Annotated in this window: 18 protein-coding genes and 1 rRNA gene; 18 read left to right on the top strand and 1 reads right to left on the bottom strand. The window is 54.9% G+C overall.

Features of this window, described 5'->3' with window-relative positions; genetic code table 11:
• Positions 1-61: 61 nt before the first annotated feature.
• The 12 genes from FFV09_RS07595 (at position 62) to rpsI (ending at position 6,473) form a co-directional block, all read left to right on the top strand.
• A complete protein-coding gene (locus tag FFV09_RS07595; protein ID WP_141447275.1) occupies positions 62-706 on the top strand; it encodes an adenylate kinase in 645 nt (214 codons plus the stop codon).
• Positions 707-711: 5 nt separating this feature from the next.
• On the top strand, positions 712-1,464 hold the full coding sequence (map, locus tag FFV09_RS07590; RefSeq protein ID WP_141447274.1) for a type I methionyl aminopeptidase: 753 nt from the start codon (positions 712-714) through the stop codon (positions 1,462-1,464).
• Between the two features lie 9 nt (positions 1,465-1,473).
• A complete protein-coding gene (locus FFV09_RS07585) occupies positions 1,474-1,782 on the top strand; it encodes a KOW domain-containing RNA-binding protein (protein ID WP_141447273.1) in 309 nt (102 codons plus the stop codon).
• A 2-nt stretch (positions 1,783-1,784) separates the two neighbouring features.
• Positions 1,785-2,000: a translation initiation factor IF-1 gene (gene infA / locus FFV09_RS07580; RefSeq protein ID WP_018978345.1), complete on the top strand. Its 216-nt coding sequence runs from the start codon at positions 1,785-1,787 to the stop codon at positions 1,998-2,000.
• Between the two features lie 108 nt (positions 2,001-2,108).
• Positions 2,109-2,222: a 50S ribosomal protein L36 gene (gene rpmJ / locus FFV09_RS07575; protein ID WP_037291536.1), complete on the top strand. Its 114-nt coding sequence runs from the start codon at positions 2,109-2,111 to the stop codon at positions 2,220-2,222.
• A gap of 21 nt (positions 2,223-2,243) precedes the next feature.
• Complete coding sequence (rpsM, locus tag FFV09_RS07570) at positions 2,244-2,612, top strand: 30S ribosomal protein S13 (RefSeq protein WP_141447272.1); 369 nt, start codon at positions 2,244-2,246, stop codon at positions 2,610-2,612.
• Positions 2,613-2,631: 19 nt separating this feature from the next.
• Complete coding sequence (gene rpsK / locus FFV09_RS07565) at positions 2,632-3,027, top strand: 30S ribosomal protein S11 (protein ID WP_037291530.1); 396 nt, start codon at positions 2,632-2,634, stop codon at positions 3,025-3,027.
• Positions 3,028-3,097: 70 nt separating this feature from the next.
• Positions 3,098-4,042 (top strand): DNA-directed RNA polymerase subunit alpha, encoded by a 945-nt coding sequence (locus FFV09_RS07560; RefSeq protein WP_141447271.1) that lies wholly within the window; start codon positions 3,098-3,100, stop codon positions 4,040-4,042.
• Positions 4,043-4,076: 34 nt separating this feature from the next.
• Positions 4,077-4,442: a 50S ribosomal protein L17 gene (gene rplQ / locus FFV09_RS07555; RefSeq protein WP_018978341.1), complete on the top strand. Its 366-nt coding sequence runs from the start codon at positions 4,077-4,079 to the stop codon at positions 4,440-4,442.
• 137 nt (positions 4,443-4,579) lie between these two features.
• Positions 4,580-5,365: a tRNA pseudouridine(38-40) synthase TruA gene (gene truA, locus FFV09_RS07550; protein WP_141447270.1), complete on the top strand. Its 786-nt coding sequence runs from the start codon at positions 4,580-4,582 to the stop codon at positions 5,363-5,365.
• A gap of 258 nt (positions 5,366-5,623) precedes the next feature.
• The gene (gene rplM, locus FFV09_RS07545; RefSeq protein ID WP_141447269.1) at positions 5,624-6,061 is read left to right on the top strand and encodes a 50S ribosomal protein L13; all 438 of its coding nucleotides are present in this window, start codon (positions 5,624-5,626) and stop codon (positions 6,059-6,061) included.
• Positions 6,062-6,080: 19 nt separating this feature from the next.
• Positions 6,081-6,473, top strand: coding sequence for a 30S ribosomal protein S9 (gene rpsI / locus FFV09_RS07540; protein ID WP_141447268.1), 393 nt, complete (start codon positions 6,081-6,083; stop codon positions 6,471-6,473).
• A 92-nt stretch (positions 6,474-6,565) separates the two neighbouring features.
• On the opposite strand, the gene FFV09_RS07535 is transcribed toward rpsI, so the two are convergent.
• A complete protein-coding gene (locus FFV09_RS07535) occupies positions 6,566-8,320 on the bottom strand; it encodes a methyl-accepting chemotaxis protein (protein WP_141447267.1) in 1,755 nt (584 codons plus the stop codon).
• A 247-nt stretch (positions 8,321-8,567) separates the two neighbouring features.
• Between FFV09_RS07535 and FFV09_RS07530 the strand changes: the two genes are divergently transcribed.
• The 6 genes from FFV09_RS07530 (at position 8,568) to FFV09_RS07505 (ending at position 14,966) form a co-directional block, all read left to right on the top strand.
• A complete protein-coding gene (locus FFV09_RS07530) occupies positions 8,568-9,260 on the top strand; it encodes a phosphoadenylyl-sulfate reductase (RefSeq protein WP_141447266.1) in 693 nt (230 codons plus the stop codon).
• A gap of 47 nt (positions 9,261-9,307) precedes the next feature.
• Positions 9,308-10,477 (top strand): sulfate adenylyltransferase, encoded by a 1,170-nt coding sequence (sat, locus tag FFV09_RS07525; protein WP_141447265.1) that lies wholly within the window; start codon positions 9,308-9,310, stop codon positions 10,475-10,477.
• A gap of 132 nt (positions 10,478-10,609) precedes the next feature.
• Positions 10,610-11,746, top strand: a complete 1,137-nt coding sequence (locus FFV09_RS07520) for an Mrp/NBP35 family ATP-binding protein (RefSeq protein ID WP_141447264.1) — start codon at positions 10,610-10,612, stop codon at positions 11,744-11,746.
• A gap of 45 nt (positions 11,747-11,791) precedes the next feature.
• Positions 11,792-12,412, top strand: coding sequence for a stage II sporulation protein M (locus FFV09_RS07515; protein ID WP_170314960.1), 621 nt, complete (start codon positions 11,792-11,794; stop codon positions 12,410-12,412).
• A 109-nt stretch (positions 12,413-12,521) separates the two neighbouring features.
• Positions 12,522-12,749: a hypothetical protein gene (locus tag FFV09_RS07510; RefSeq protein WP_141447263.1), complete on the top strand. Its 228-nt coding sequence runs from the start codon at positions 12,522-12,524 to the stop codon at positions 12,747-12,749.
• A 664-nt stretch (positions 12,750-13,413) separates the two neighbouring features.
• Positions 13,414-14,966 (top strand): 16S ribosomal RNA (locus FFV09_RS07505).
• Positions 14,967-15,018: the final 52 nt, after the last annotated feature.

Raw genomic sequence — 15,018 nt, 5'->3', positions numbered from 1 at the left:
GCGCTCGCCCGGCGCCTTTTGTGCGGTTAGGCATGGGTTAGACGTAAGGAGTTGACATGACGTGAACATTCTATTCATGGGGCCTCCCGGGGCAGGTAAAGGAACACAGGCACAGGTCATTGTCGATGCATTCGGTCTTCCTCATATTTCGACGGGCGATGCTTTTCGCCTGGCGATCAAAGAGGGAACCCCAATCGGGGTCAAAGCCAAAGAATACATCGATCAAGGGCTGCTCGTACCGGATGACGTAACGAACGGTATCGTCCGCGAACGGCTGAGTCAGCCGGATTGCGAAAAAGGTTTCTTGCTCGACGGATTTCCGAGAACTCTGCTGCAGGCCGAAGCTTTGGATACACTTTTGCTCGAGTCTGGCCGTAAGCTTGATCATGTTATCAATCTGAATGTCGATCCGGAGAAGCTTCTTGTCCGGATTACGGGTCGTCGGATCTGCAGAACTTGCGGAACGACCTATCATGTAATCTTCAACCCGCCGAAGCAGGAAGGCGTGTGTGACAAAGACGGTGGCGAACTTTACCAGCGTCCGGATGACAATGAAGAGAGCGTACGCACGCGGCTTGAGGAATATGCAAGCAAAACGGCGCCTCTGATCGATTACTATGCAAACAAAGGCTTGCTGCGGCAGATCGACGGAGACCAGGAGATCGGTACGGTATCGGAAGGTATCCTATCCGTACTGCGAGGTTAACTGTAATGATCATTTGCAAGTCCGAAACGGAGCTCGGCTTTATGAGAGAAGCGGGACGGATTGTGGCTGAGACTCACCGTGTGTTGGAGAAAGCGATCAAGCCGGGCGTTACGACGGCCGAACTTGATGCGCTGGCCGACGCAACCATCCGCAGCCAGGATGCGGTGCCGTCTTTCAAAGGCTATAATGGTTTTCCGGCCAGCATATGTGCGTCGGTCAACGACCAGCTGGTTCACGGATTCCCCAGCGAGCGCAAGCTTCGGGAAGGCGATATCGTCACTTTCGATATCGGCGCGCAGTACCGCGGTTATCACGGCGATTCCGCCTGGACCTACCCGGTAGGGCGAATTTCCGATCAAGCCCAGCGGCTGCTGGACGTTACGGAAGGCTCCCTGTACGCAGGACTGGCACTTATTAAGCCGGATGTGCGTCTGTTTACCATTTCGCATGCGATTCAGCGATACATCGAAGCATCCGGAATGTCGGTCGTTCGGGAATTCGTGGGGCACGGCATCGGCCGGGACCTGCACGAAGAACCGAACATACCGAACTACGGCATCGAAGGACGCGGTCCTCAGCTGAAGCCCGGCATGGTGCTCGCTATCGAACCGATGGTCAACCTCGGCGGAAGACAAGTTCGGACGCTGGAGGATCAATGGACCGTCGTAACGGCAGACGGCTCGCTGTGCGCTCATTTCGAGCATACGGTGGCGGTTACCCCGAGCGGATTGGAAATTTTCACAAAATTGAGCGCGTAGGTGATAAACTTGAAAAAGGAACATCCCCTGCAGCCCGGTCAACTCGTGAAGATCCGCAGAGGCCGCGATGCCGGGCAGGCGGCGGTGGTCGTCAGACTCGACGAAGAGCAGGGTATTTGGATCGCGGACGGACACAAACGCAAGTTTGACCGCCCGAAGAAGAAGAACCGGCTCCATCTAGAGCCTCAGGCGACGATCAGCAGCGAAGTCGTAAACAGTTTGCAGGAGAGCGGCAGGGTTACGAACGCGAAGCTGCGTCATGCGGTCAACGCGTTTCTGGAATCCGACGCACATCATGTTAAGCAGAAAGGAGAATGATTATGGCCAAGGAAGATGTCATTGAAATCGAAGGCGTGGTTATCGAACCGCTGCCGAATGCGATGTTCAAGGTGGAACTCGAGAACGGTCATCAAATTCTCGCTCACGTTTCCGGTAAGCTGCGCATGCACTTTATCCGTATTCTGACGGGAGATAAAGTGGTCGTACAGTTATCGCCTTACGATCTGACTCGCGGCCGTATCACTTACCGCAAGTAAGGATACGTCGCCTTTTGGATATACAACGTTCTGGTGCAAGGAACGCTTCCGGCTGGACCGGCACGTTTCGGCACGAGCAAACCGAATGCTTTTGAGGAGGTAATAATCATGAAGGTTAGACCGTCGGTCAAACCAATGTGCGAAAAATGCAAAGTCATTCGTCGCAAAGGGAATGTCATGGTAATCTGCGAAAATCCGAAACACAAACAAAAACAAGGATAAATTAGAAGGGGGTGTAGCGTAATGGCTCGTATTGCTGGTGTGGATTTACCACGTGACAAACGCGTTGAGATCGCCTTGACTTACATTTTCGGAATCGGTAGAACGACTTCCCAAAAACTCCTGAGCCAAACAGGAATCAGCTCCGAGACTCGTGTTCGCGATCTGACTGAGGATGAAGTAGGCAAGCTGCGTGAAGCGATTGACGCTGACGTAAAAGTGGAGGGCGACCTTCGCCGCGAAGTTTCTTTGAACATCAAACGTCTGATCGAAATCGGCTCTTACCGCGGTATCCGTCATCGTCGTGGATTGCCGGTACGCGGACAACGCACGAAGACGAATGCTCGTACTCGTAAAGGTCCTCGTCGTACTGTAGCGAACAAGAAGAAGTAAGAAAGGGGGATAACTGACAATGGCTAAACCGAAAAAAGTCGTACGTACGAAACGTCGCGACCGTAAAAATATCGAATCCGGCGTGGCACACATTCGTTCCACGTTTAACAATACGATCGTCACGATTACGGATCCGCACGGAAACGCGATCTCCTGGGCAAGCTCCGGCGGTCTCGGTTTCAGAGGTTCCCGTAAATCGACTCCATTCGCTGCTCAGCTTGCTGCCGAAACAGCTGCTAAAGCTGCCATGGAGCACGGTCTGAAAACCGTTGAAGTTATGGTTAAAGGTCCTGGCGCAGGCCGTGAAGCGGCTATCCGCTCCCTGCAAGCAACAGGTCTGGAAATCAACCTGATCAAGGACGTAACACCGGTTCCTCACAACGGATGCCGTCCTCCTAAGCGTCGCCGCGTATAGTATTCATAAGCATTGTGCATTCAGTATGCTTGGTTTCACGGAAGCGACGTTTTGAAGGAGGGGTATTGTAGTGATAGAAATCGAAAAGCCGAAAATCGAGACCGTCGAGATCAACGACGGAGGCACGTACGGTAAGTTTGTCGTTGAGCCTCTGGAACGTGGATACGGTACGACGCTTGGAAACTCGCTTCGTCGCATCCTGCTGTCGTCGCTTCCCGGCGCAGCGGTCACTTCGGTCCAGATTGACGGCGTTCTGCACGAGTTTTCGACGATCCCCGGCGTTACGGAAGACGTAACGGAAATCATCCTGAATCTCAAAGCCTTGTCGCTGAAGATTCATTCCGATGAAGAAAAGGTACTGGAAATCGACGCGGAAGGCGAAGGCCTGATAACGGCTGGAGACATCCGCGCAGATAGCGACGTGGAGATCCTTAACCCGGATCTGCACATCGCCACTCTGGCACCGGGATCTAGACTGCATGTACGCATCTTCGCAGGCCGCGGCCGCGGTTACGTACAGTCCGTCAAAAACAAACGTGACGATCAGCCGATCGGCGTCATTCCGATCGATTCGATCTACACCCCGATTTCCCGCGTAAACTACGCGGTCGAAAACACGCGGGTCGGACAAGTCACGAACTACGACAAGCTCACTCTTGAAGTCTGGACCGATGGCAGCATTCGTCCAGAAGAAGCAGTAAGTCTTGGCGCCAAAATTTTGACCGAGCACGTGCTGCTCTTCGTGGGTCTGACCGACGAAGCCCGCGACGCGGAGATCATGGTCGAAAAAGAAGAAGACAAGAAAGAGAAAGTGCTGGAAATGACGATCGAAGAACTCGATCTTTCCGTACGTTCTTATAACTGTCTGAAACGTGCCGGCATCAATACGGTACAAGAGCTGACTACGAAATCGGAAGAAGACATGATGAAAGTCCGCAACCTGGGCCGCAAGTCTTTGGAAGAAGTTCAAGAGAAGCTCGAAGAGCTGGGCCTCGGTCTTCGTCAAGAAGACTAAGAACGAAAAGTATGATGTAGAAGGAGGGAAAACAATGGCATACCAAAAGTTGGGACGTAACTCCAGCGCTCGTAAAGCACTGCTTCGCGACCTGGTAACCGACCTGTTCCTGTATGAGCGTATCGAGACGACTGAAGCGAAAGCCAAAGAAGCTCGTTCCGTTGCCGAGAAACTGATCACCCTTTCCAAACGCGGAGACCTGCATGCACGCCGTCAAGTGGCTGCATACGTTCGTCGCGAGACGATCGACGGTGAGCAGGATGCAATCCAAAAACTGTTCGCAGATCTGGCACCGCGCTATGCGGACCGTCCGGGCGGATACACACGTATCCTCAAACTGGGACCACGCCGCGGAGACGCAGCGCCTATGGTTTACCTGGAACTGGTTGACCGCGCCTAGTAGCCGGTTAGACCGTTTAAGGCAGGGGTAACCCTGCCTGCGGGATTCCGAGAAACGTATGCCGCCTGTCCAAGGCGGCAGAGCCGTTTCTTTTTTTTTGAACTGCGATGCACGACGAACACATGGAGGTGGAACCTTTGCGCAATCTGTGCATGACCGTCGCTTACGACGGCACGAACTATAACGGTTTTCAAACGCAGCCGATCGGCAGCACCGTCCAGGACGAGCTGGAAGCGTCCATCTTGTCCCTGACGGGGCATAAGCCCAAGATCATCGCTTCGGGCCGTACGGACGCCGGCGTGCACGCCTATGCCCAGGTATTCAACTTCCATGTTGCTTCGAAGATCCCCGCGGAACGCTGGCCGCTCGCGCTTAATGCCCGGCTGCCTCAGGACATCGTCGTGACCCGCTCCTGGGAAGTACCGCTTGAATTCAATTCCCGCCATGCGGCCAAGCGCAAAACGTATCGTTATACGATTAACGCCAACCGTCATCCGGACGTTTTCCAGCGGCATATGCAGTTTCATCATCCGGTTCCCCGGCTCGATATCGGGGCAATGGAAGAAGCGCTGCAGCAGTTGGTAGGCACGCACGACTTCACGTCGTTTGCCTCCACGCAATCCCAGAAAGCGGATCATGTACGGACGCTGCTCGAAGCGCGTATCGAGGTGGATGCCAGCACCTGCCGGCCGGGAACGGTCGATCAGGGCTTCATCCATATTTTCCTGACCGGCACCGGGTTTCTGCAGCATATGGTCCGCATCATCACGGGCACGCTTATTCAAGTGGGAGAAGGCAAGCGCAAGCCCGAGGAGATGAAGGCCATTTTGCAAGCCTGCGATCGCGCGGCGGCAGGACCGACCGCGGTGGGGAAAGGCCTTGCTCTCTGGAACGTCGACTATGGCGATCTACTGCCGGAGTAGCCGAAAGTTCTTTGGAGAATTGCTTGAAAATGTATTGCAGTTTAACCAATGATCATGTAGAATAAAAGTTGTGTTTTCTTGAAGGCTTCCCACGGCCCCCAATCAAGAAAACGGTACGGAATTATCCGTTTTAACTCTTACTATCCATGATCGCAAACATACACTGTTCCGGCAGCCCCGGATCTTAGCCCGGCGGCATGGAACTTTTTGACACCGAAACCGAACTTTATTGCAAAGATTAGAAGGAGGAACTTATTCATGCGTACTACCTACATGGCTAAGCCGAGCGAAGTTGAGCGCAACTGGCATATCATCGACGCTGAAGGCAAAACGCTGGGCCGTCTGGCTAGCGAAGCGGCTGCCCTCATCCGCGGCAAGCACAAGACCCAATTCACTCCACACGTTGACGGCGGCGACTTCGTTGTCGTAATCAACGTAGAGAAGATTCACCTCACAGGCAACAAAATGCAGGACAAGAAATACTACCGTCACTCGATGCACCCGGGCGGCCTGAAAGTTACAAGCGCCGGCGAAATGATCAAGAACAAGCCTGAACGGATTCTGGAACTCGCCGTAACCGGCATGCTTCCTAAGACTCGCATGGGCGACAGAATGAAACTCAGACTCAAAGCGTATGCCGGAGCCGAGCATCCACATGCAGCACAAAAACCGGAAGTTTACGAACTTCGCGGCTAAATAAAAGGAGGACCCTTTCATGGCAACTGTACAATACTATGGGACTGGTCGTCGTAAACATTCGGTAGCACGTGTTCGCCTCGTACCGGGTGAAGGACGCATCGTCATCAACAAGCGTGGAATCGACGAATACTTCGGTCTGGAGACGCTCAAACTGATCGTCAACCAACCGCTGAACCTGACTGAAACGATTGGCAAGTACGATGTAATCGTACTCGCACACGGCGGCGGCACTTCGGGCCAAGCCGGCGCTATCCGTCACGGCATCTCGCGCGCTCTGCTCAAAGCAGACCCTGAGCTGCGCGGTTCGCTCAAAAAAGCGGGCTTCCTGACTCGTGACCCACGTATGAAAGAACGTAAAAAATACGGCCTCAAAGCCGCACGTCGCGCTCCACAGTTCTCGAAGCGTTAAGAACTGCCGGACGTTATGCAAACAGCCTGCTCCCGATTTACTCGGAGGCAGGCTGTTTTTTTGTGCTTTTTTTAGAGGCGTGAGGTCTGGAGTTACAATTCGAATTTGGCGATCGTGTTCTCCAGGCTGGCGCTGCTCTGCTCCAGCCATTTTGTCGTTTCCGCGATATTTTTGGACGCTTCGAGCTGGTCGCGCGACAGCTTTTGCAGGGAAACGGTGTAATCGGCAGTCACTTTCGAAATCTGCGAAATCTCTTCGATCGAAGCCGACACTTCTTCGGAGCCGGCCAGAATCTCTTCCGCGGAAGCGGACAGATCCTCCATATGCAGGCTGATCTCGTTGAAGCGCACGACCGTATGCTCGAACAGCTGTCCGGCACGCGTCGACAGTTCGCCGCTTTTCTGAATCTCTGCGCTTTCCTTGTTCATTCGCTCTCCGATCGTCGAAGCTTCCTGTCCGATTTTGGTTAGCAGTTCGGCGACATGCGAAGCCGAGGTGGACGACAGGCCGGCCAGCTTGCGGATCTCTCCGGCCACGACGGCGAATCCGGCGCCTTCTTCGCCCGCTCTGGCCGCTTCGATAGAAGCGTTCAAGGCCAGCAGATTCGTTTGCTCCGCGATGCTCGTAATCGCCTGCAGGACCGGTCCGATTTCATCCATATAACGATGCAGCGTATGCACCGAAGCCGACGTCTGTCCGACGAGTTGGGACATTTCCGCGATTTGCAGCTGCAAGCCGTCCATCGACGTCCGCCCTTCGGATGCTTTCTCCAGCACTTCGCGGGAAACGCCCGACACGTTGGCCGACGAGTGGGTGACACGTTCGATCGCGGACGTGATCTCCTGCATGGACCGGGCACACTCCGTCGCTCCCGCGTATTGATTGTTCGCTTCGACGGCCAACGTGCCCGCCGACTCGTTCAACTGATCGTTCATGTTCAGGAGCAGGTTCGCTTCCGAAGAGAAACGCTGGGAAGATTGCACGAGCGTTTGCGTCGTATCCTGCATGTCCCGCATGACGTCGCCGAGCGTTATTCCGAGCCGATGGCTCATTTTGACCATCGCTTCGTATGTCTGTCCGATTTCGTCCCGCGAAGGTTTGCCTACCGCGCTTAACAGCTGGTTGGCTTTGCCGATCTCGCCATCCGCTATCGCCTGCGCCCCGCGCACGATAAAGCCCAGAGGCCGCAGCGCCCGGTACAGGAACAAGGAGATGACCGCGAAGATCAGCAGCGTCAGCGCGCCCATCAGCACATAGAACCAGACGCTGTCGTCGGTAAACTGCTTGAAAATCTGATTGGACACGGTCACGTCCGTATCGATACCCAGAATGCCGATGACCGTACCGTCGGCGCCGCGCATCGGCACGTAGGAAGAGATGTAGCTTCCGTATTCGGGATGGACGAGAATGCCCGTTTGGGCCGACTCTCCCTGTAACAGCTTTTCGATCGCATCGGCCGGAATGTCCGTCACTTCTCCGATCGGCGACGCGCTATCCGAATCCGCCGGCTGTCCGTCGATCAGCAGAATAGGCTGCTTGTTATCGTCGATCCGGACCGTATACACGTACATCGCCCCGATTTCGCTGCGATATTGATCGAGTTGTTCGCGAATCTGCCAGTATAGATCGTTCTCCGTCGCGTCGGCCAAATACGATTGATACCCGGCGACATCGAACTGCGTGACAAAAGCTTCGGCCATTTTGGTGTTGAAGCTGCTGATCGTGTACTGACTCGCTTTTTTTACGTTTTGGTTCTGCATGTAGACGAAGACCGTAAATAAAACGAGCAGCACGGCAAAGATCATGAGCGCCAGCTTAACGGCCAGCTTTTTAGTAATGATAGACATAAGTGCCACCTTCCCCAATTTTCTGTCCCCATTGTACTACGGACCGGAGTTGCTTGCTTCCTTAAAAGTTTTTGTCATTTTGAAATAAAGAATTGATTGTTGCCGCGTAAAGTTTTATACTTATAAATAATTCAGATTAGAATAGTTGGTTTTATCCGTTAAAGAGTTAATCCGCCGATATGAAGTTCTCCTGCCGGAGGTTTCAATCCTTATTCAATTTGCCATTCAGAGATGGAGGGTTTTGAACATGAACTTATTGGAAAAAGAAGAGTTTGCGCGCATAAAAGCCGAAGAGTTGGAACAGTTGAGCGCCGAGGAAGTGATCCGGTTCGCCGCGCAGCAGTATGACAGCCTGACGTTCGCCTGCAGCTTCGGAGCGGAAGACGTCGTGATCGTCGACATGCTTCAGCATATCAGCCCGTCGACCGACGTCTTTTACCTCGATACGGACTTTCACTTCAAAGAGACGTACGAGACGCGTGACCGCATGATCGAACGGTACGGTCTGGACTTCGTGCGCGTCTCTCCGCTGCTGACGCCGGCCGAGCAGGACGTGCAGCATGCTCCGCAGTTGTGGACGTCGGACCCCAACCTGTGCTGCAATATCCGCAAGGTCGAGCCGCTGACCCGCAATCTGTCGCGTTACGATGCCTGGATCACGGGGATTCGCCGCGATCAGGCCCCGACCCGCGCCAATTCCAAAAAGGTCGAGTACGATTACAAGTTCGGCCTGATGAAGTTCAATCCGCTCGCGGACTGGACCAGCGAAGACGTCTGGGCCTATATCCGCGACAACGACGTCATCTACAATCCGCTGCATGACCGCAATTTCCCGAGCATCGGCTGCGAGCAGTGCACCCGCCAGGTTATGCCGGGCGAAGATCCGCGCGCGGGACGCTGGGCAGGCAACGACAAGACGGAATGCGGATTGCACAAGTAAGACCCGAACAGGAACCCGAACCCCCGACAAAGGAGCGACTGCCGATTATGACTTCCATCAAGCCGCATGGCGGCACTTTGATCAACCGTCTCGCCGAAGGTGCGGAACGCGACGCGCTGCTGGACGAAGCGAAGACCCTGCGACAGATCCCGATCAACACCTGGGTGCTGTCCGACCTCGATCTGATCGCGGTGGGCGCTTTTTCCCCATTGACCGGATTTTTGAACGAAGAAGATTACGTTAGCGTCGTCGAGCGGATGAGACTTGCGGACGGTACCGTATGGAGCATTCCGATTACGCTGCCGCTCGAAGGGGCGGAAGACTCTCTTCGGGGAGAGCGGGTAGCGCTGGTCGGCGAAAGCGACGGTGTCGTCTACGCCATCCTGGACGTGGAGAGCGTCTACCGGATCGATCGCCGTCAGGAAGCGGTCAACGTGTTCAAGACGGACGATCCCGAGCACCCGGGCGTCAAAAAGCTGTTCGAGCGGCCCATCGAGCGGATCGGCGGTTCGGTCCGCGTGCTCAATCGCCCGCAGCCGGAGCGCTTCAACGAATTTTACTTCGACCCTGCCGAGACCCGGCGCCTGTTCGCGGAAAAAGGCTGGAATTCCGTCGTCGGCTTCCAGACCCGCAACCCGGTACACCGGGCGCACGAGTATATCCAGAAGTCGGCGCTTGAGACGGTGGACGCGCTGTTCCTGAACCCGCTCGTGGGCGAGACCAAGTCCGACGACGTGCCCGCGGATATCCGGATGCGCAGTTATCTGGTTCTGTTGGAAAACTATTATCCGGCCGCGCGGACGTTTCTGGGCGTATTCCCGGCGGCGATGCGTTACGCGGGACCGCGCGAAGCGATTTTCCATGCGATTGTACGTAAAAATTACGGCTGTACCCACTTTATCGTCGGACGCGACCATGCCGGGGTAGGCGACTACTACGGCACGTACGAGGCGCAGGAGATTTTCTCGAACTTCGAACCGGAGGAACTGCAGATCACGCCGCTCTTTTTCGAACACAGTTTCTTCTGCACGCACTGCGGCAACATGGCGACGAGCAAGACGTGTCCGCATGGCAAGGAGAAGCATCTGACCCTGTCGGGCACCAAAGTGCGCGCCCTGCTGCGTAACGGAGAATGCCCGCCGCCGGAGTTCACCCGTCCCGAAGTGGCGGAAGTGCTGATCGAAGGCATGCGCGATCGCGCGGCGCAGCAAGTCTAGTAAGCCAAGTTCCCCGATAGACGGGGCCATACTATACGCCGGACCGTTTTCCTTAGGGAGACGGTCCGGCGTTTTCGTTTCATGTATAATAAGAACAGGTTTTCCTAACGAGTGGAAGAGAGGATGAACGCAATGGTAACGAGAGAAGAAGTTGTGGAAGCGCTTGAAGCCGTGGTAGACCCGGTCTATCGCGTACGCTTGTCCGACCTGCGGTTGATCCGCGACGTCGTGGTTCGGGAAGGACGGGTATCGCTGAGCGTCGTATGTCTGGATAACGCGGACGAGAGCCGGCAGGGGCTGGAGACGCAGGTGCGCTCCATTTTGCGGTCGCTGGAAGTGGAAGACGTGCATATCCGCTTCAAGGAAGCGACAGAACTGGAGAAGGAACGCAGCCGCGCGATTATCGAAGACAATCGAACCGACCGGGACGAGCAGGAAGAGGACGATGATCCGGTGTTGGTCAAAGGCCATGCGGCCGGTCTCGAGAACCTGCCGATCCTGAGCGCCGACTCTCCGACCGTGTTCATCTCCGTGGCGAGCGGCAAAGGCGGGGTAGGCAAATCGACGGTAGCCGTCAATTTGGCGGTATCGCTTGCGCGGGCCGGCAAAAAGGTCGGTCTTATCGATGCCGACATCTACGGGTTCAGCGTACCGGATATGATGGGGATCGAAGAAGGGCCGGAAGTGATCGAAGGGCTTCTGCGTCCGGTCGAGCGTTTCGGGGTCAAGGTGATGTCGATGGGCTTCTTTATCCGTGAAAATAACCCCGTCGTCTGGCGCGGTCCTCTGCTGGGACGGATGCTCCGGCAGTTCTTCGAAGAGACAGAGTGGGGCGAGATCGATTACATGCTGCTCGATCTGCCTCCGGGTACGGGCGACGTGGCGCTTGACGTGCATCAGCTGCTGCCTCAGAGCAAGCAGATCATCGTGACCACCCCGCACGGCACGGCGGCCTTCGTCGCGGCGAGAGCGGGCGCCATGGCGCTGCAGACAGGGCACGAGATTCTCGGCGTCGTCGAGAACATGGCGTATTACGAGAAAAACGGGGAGCGGGACTACGTCTTCGGCCGCGGAGGCGGTGGACGCCTGGCAGAGACGCTGCATACCGGCCTGCTGGCCCAGATTCCGCTCGGCGTGCCGGACAACCACGTATCCGAACGGGACTTCTCCCCTTCCGTCTATAAGGCGGAGACGGCGACCGGCGCCATGTACGACGAAATGGCCCAGGCGCTGATCGGCAAGACCGACAAAAGCGGCAGTGCGCAGTAAGACTACGCTGTTCGATCCCATAACGTCACGGCAAGGAGGCCAATCATGAAGATGCTGTCGTTCGGTCGCTTTATCCGGGGACTGGCGGAGAACAAAGGGTATATGCTGTCGGCGGCGGCGCTGTTTATCGCTGCTATCGCTTTGGGCACGATCAACGCGGACGGGCTGCAGCGCCTGCTGCTGTCCCAGATCGAAGGCCTGCAGGGAGTCGTGCAAAATCTCCAACAGTCGGATAACGTGACGCTGAGCTTTTTTACGTTTATCTTTTTAAACAATGCGATCAAATCGGTTCTGGTCATACTGTTGGGCGCTTTCTTCGGACTGATTCCGCTGATCTTCCTTCTTATTAACGGCATGGTGCTCGGATTCGTCGTCATGGTGAGCCATGAGCAGGGAGAGAATATCACGGAACTGATCTTCAAGGGACTGCTGCCGCACGGCATCCTCGAACTGCCTGCGATCGTGATCGCCTGCGCCTACGGGATGAAATTCGGGGGACTGGTCATCGGAAGCCTGTTCAGCCTCGGCGCGGGCAAAAGAGAGCGTCTGGCGGCCCGCTGGGAGCACGGAATGAAGCAAATGCTCGGGGCCGCGTTCTGGATCGTCATTATGCTGTTTGTGGCCGCGGCGATCGAAAGTACGATCACTTTGCAGCTCATGCGGTAGTTTTGTAAACTTTTACGCATGGAACGGTTATCAAGACTCCATTTTGGGTTAAATCAAAGTTGAACTGGCAAACCAACTATAGAGGGAACCCGAAAGAGGAGGGGCTGCAATGCTCGGTATGATGTTCAGCGAAATGGAGTGTAAAGAATTCGGGTATGTACTGCGCAAAGAGCTGGACGAGATGCTGTTCGACCTCAGCGACAAGCGCTTGGATAAAGATATGCGCAAAGCGATATCGAAGCGGTATCAAACCATTTTTCAAATGTATGCGAGGGTTGCGCCGGCCAAAGAGCTGTCGAAGTACGTGAGAGACAAGCGGCACGGCGGCGAACGGTGAAGCCCGAGCATTGTTTATAAAAGGCAGGGAAAGCGGTCGGAGGATTCCGGGCCGCTTTTGATGCGTTAAGGGACGGTAAGGCATGGTAAGGCACGATCAAGCGCACTGCGGTTATTTGTAAAAAGGTGTTGACTTGCTGTGTTGCTATGTGGTAAATTAAATCTCGGCCCTTCGAGAGAGCGCCGACGCAGTCCAGAAGCGAAGATCACTGAAAAAGAGTTTTAAAAAAAGTGCTTGACAAACTGCTGGTCACTGTGATAGGATATAAAAGTCGCCGCTGAGATGCGGTGGTGAACAAAAGAAACAAGCAAGACAAGCAAATTAACGAGTTTGTTCTTTGAAAACTGAACAGTGAGTAACGAGAATCACGGAACCCAGCCGGGCCAAGTGATTCGAGGAACCGCGCTTAGCGAAGGGTTTTGATCTTCGGATCTGAATCTTGAAGCCTAAGACGGTTTAGAGTGAATATAGGGAATGAAAATTCCCGCCAGCCGGAACGAAAATTGCTGACCCCTTTGGGCAAAGCGATTGGCAGTTCCAGCGTCTAGCTAGAACGAGCACATGGTGCTTTCTTGACAAGTCAACTTCAAGACCATCCGCTTTATCCGAATCCAGGCCCTATGGGGTCTCTAATCGGAGTCGCGGGTGCAACAGAGGTTGCACCTTAATGGAGAGTTTGATCCTGGCTCAGGACGAACGCTGGCGGCATGCCTAATACATGCAAGTCGAGCGGACTTGAAGAGAAGCTTGCTTCTCTGACAGTTAGCGGCGGACGGGTGAGTAACACGTAGGCAACCTGCCTTTCAGTCTGGGATAACTTCCGGAAACGGATGCTAATACCGGATACATCATTTTCTGGCATCGGAGAATGAGGAAAGACGGCGCAAGCTGTCACTGAGAGATGGGCCTGCGGCGCATTAGCTAGTTGGTGGGGTAACGGCTCACCAAGGCGACGATGCGTAGCCGACCTGAGAGGGTGAACGGCCACACTGGGACTGAGACACGGCCCAGACTCCTACGGGAGGCAGCAGTAGGGAATCTTCCACAATGGGCGAAAGCCTGATGGAGCAATGCCGCGTGAGTGATGAAGGTTTTCGGATCGTAAAGCTCTGTTGCCAGGGAAGAACGTCCGGGTGAGTAACTGCACCCGGAGTGACGGTACCTGAGAAGAAAGCCCCGGCTAACTACGTGCCAGCAGCCGCGGTAATACGTAGGGGGCAAGCGTTGTCCGGAATTATTGGGCGTAAAGCGCGTGCAGGCGGCGGGTTAAGTCGGATGTTTAAGATCGGGGCTCAACCCCGATTCGCATCCGAAACTGGCCCGCTTGAGTGTAGGAGAGGAAAGTGGAATTCCACGTGTAGCGGTGAAATGCGTAGAGATGTGGAGGAACACCAGTGGCGAAGGCGACTTTCTGGCCTATAACTGACGCTGAGGCGCGAAAGCGTGGGGAGCAAACAGGATTAGATACCCTGGTAGTCCACGCTGTAAACGATGAGTGCTAGGTGTTCGGGGTTTCGATACCCTGGGTGCCGAAGTTAACGCATTAAGCACTCCGCCTGGGGAGTACGGTCGCAAGACTGAAACTCAAAGGAATTGACGGGGACCCGCACAAGCAGTGGAGTATGTGGTTTAATTCGAAGCAACGCGAAGAACCTTACCAGGTCTTGACATCGGTATGACCGGCTTAGAGATAAGCCTTTCCTTCGGGACATGCCAGACAGGTGGTGCATGGTTGTCGTCAGCTCGTGTCGTGAGATGTTGGGTTAAGTCCCGCAACGAGCGCAACCCTTGACTTTAGTTGCCAGCATTTTAAGATGGGCACTCTAGAGTGACTGCCGGTGACAAACCGGAGGAAGGCGGGGATGACGTCAAATCATCATGCCCCTTATGACCTGGGCTACACACGTACTACAATGGCCGGTACAGAGGGCTGCGAAGCCGCGAGGTGGAGCCAATCCCAGAAAGCCGGTCTCAGTTCGGATTGCAGGCTGCAACTCGCCTGCATGAAGTCGGAATTGCTAGTAATCGCGGATCAGCATGCCGCGGTGAATACGTTCCCGGGTCTTGTACACACCGCCCGTCACACCACGAGAGTTTATAACACCCGAAGTCGGTGAGGTAACCGCAAGGAGCCAGCCGCCGAAGGTGGGATAGATGATTGGGGTGAAGTCGTAACAAGGTAGCCGTATCGGAAGGTGCGGCTGGATCACCTCCTTTCTATGGAGAATCGTTTCCGGAGAGCGGAAACATTCAGTCCCGCTTTTCTAGG

This window comes from Saccharibacillus brassicae (genome assembly GCF_006542275.1).
In the GTDB taxonomy this organism is placed as follows: domain Bacteria; phylum Bacillota; class Bacilli; order Paenibacillales; family Paenibacillaceae; genus Saccharibacillus; species Saccharibacillus brassicae.
This window is presented reverse-complemented; position numbering and strand designations above follow the sequence as displayed.

Bases quoted from the DNA above. Each gene is read 5' to 3' on its own strand.
- map (WP_141447274.1), top strand. From the start codon at position 712: ATGATCATTTGCAAGTCCGAAACGGAGCTCGGCTTTATGAGAGAAGCG.
- infA (WP_018978345.1), top strand. From the start codon at position 1,785: ATGGCCAAGGAAGATGTCATTGAAATCGAAGGCGTGGTTATCGAACCG.
- rpmJ (WP_037291536.1), top strand. From the start codon at position 2,109: ATGAAGGTTAGACCGTCGGTCAAACCAATGTGCGAAAAATGCAAAGTC.
- rpsM (WP_141447272.1), top strand. From the start codon at position 2,244: ATGGCTCGTATTGCTGGTGTGGATTTACCACGTGACAAACGCGTTGAG.
- rpsK (WP_037291530.1), top strand. From the start codon at position 2,632: ATGGCTAAACCGAAAAAAGTCGTACGTACGAAACGTCGCGACCGTAAA.
- rplQ (WP_018978341.1), top strand. From the start codon at position 4,077: ATGGCATACCAAAAGTTGGGACGTAACTCCAGCGCTCGTAAAGCACTG.
- rplM (WP_141447269.1), top strand. From the start codon at position 5,624: ATGCGTACTACCTACATGGCTAAGCCGAGCGAAGTTGAGCGCAACTGG.
- rpsI (WP_141447268.1), top strand. From the start codon at position 6,081: ATGGCAACTGTACAATACTATGGGACTGGTCGTCGTAAACATTCGGTA.
- FFV09_RS07535 (WP_141447267.1), bottom strand. From the start codon at position 8,320: ATGTCTATCATTACTAAAAAGCTGGCCGTTAAGCTGGCGCTCATGATC.
- FFV09_RS07530 (WP_141447266.1), top strand. From the start codon at position 8,568: ATGAACTTATTGGAAAAAGAAGAGTTTGCGCGCATAAAAGCCGAAGAG.
- sat (WP_141447265.1), top strand. From the start codon at position 9,308: ATGACTTCCATCAAGCCGCATGGCGGCACTTTGATCAACCGTCTCGCC.
- FFV09_RS07520 (WP_141447264.1), top strand. From the start codon at position 10,610: ATGGTAACGAGAGAAGAAGTTGTGGAAGCGCTTGAAGCCGTGGTAGAC.
- FFV09_RS07515 (WP_170314960.1), top strand. From the start codon at position 11,792: ATGAAGATGCTGTCGTTCGGTCGCTTTATCCGGGGACTGGCGGAGAAC.
- FFV09_RS07510 (WP_141447263.1), top strand. From the start codon at position 12,522: ATGCTCGGTATGATGTTCAGCGAAATGGAGTGTAAAGAATTCGGGTAT.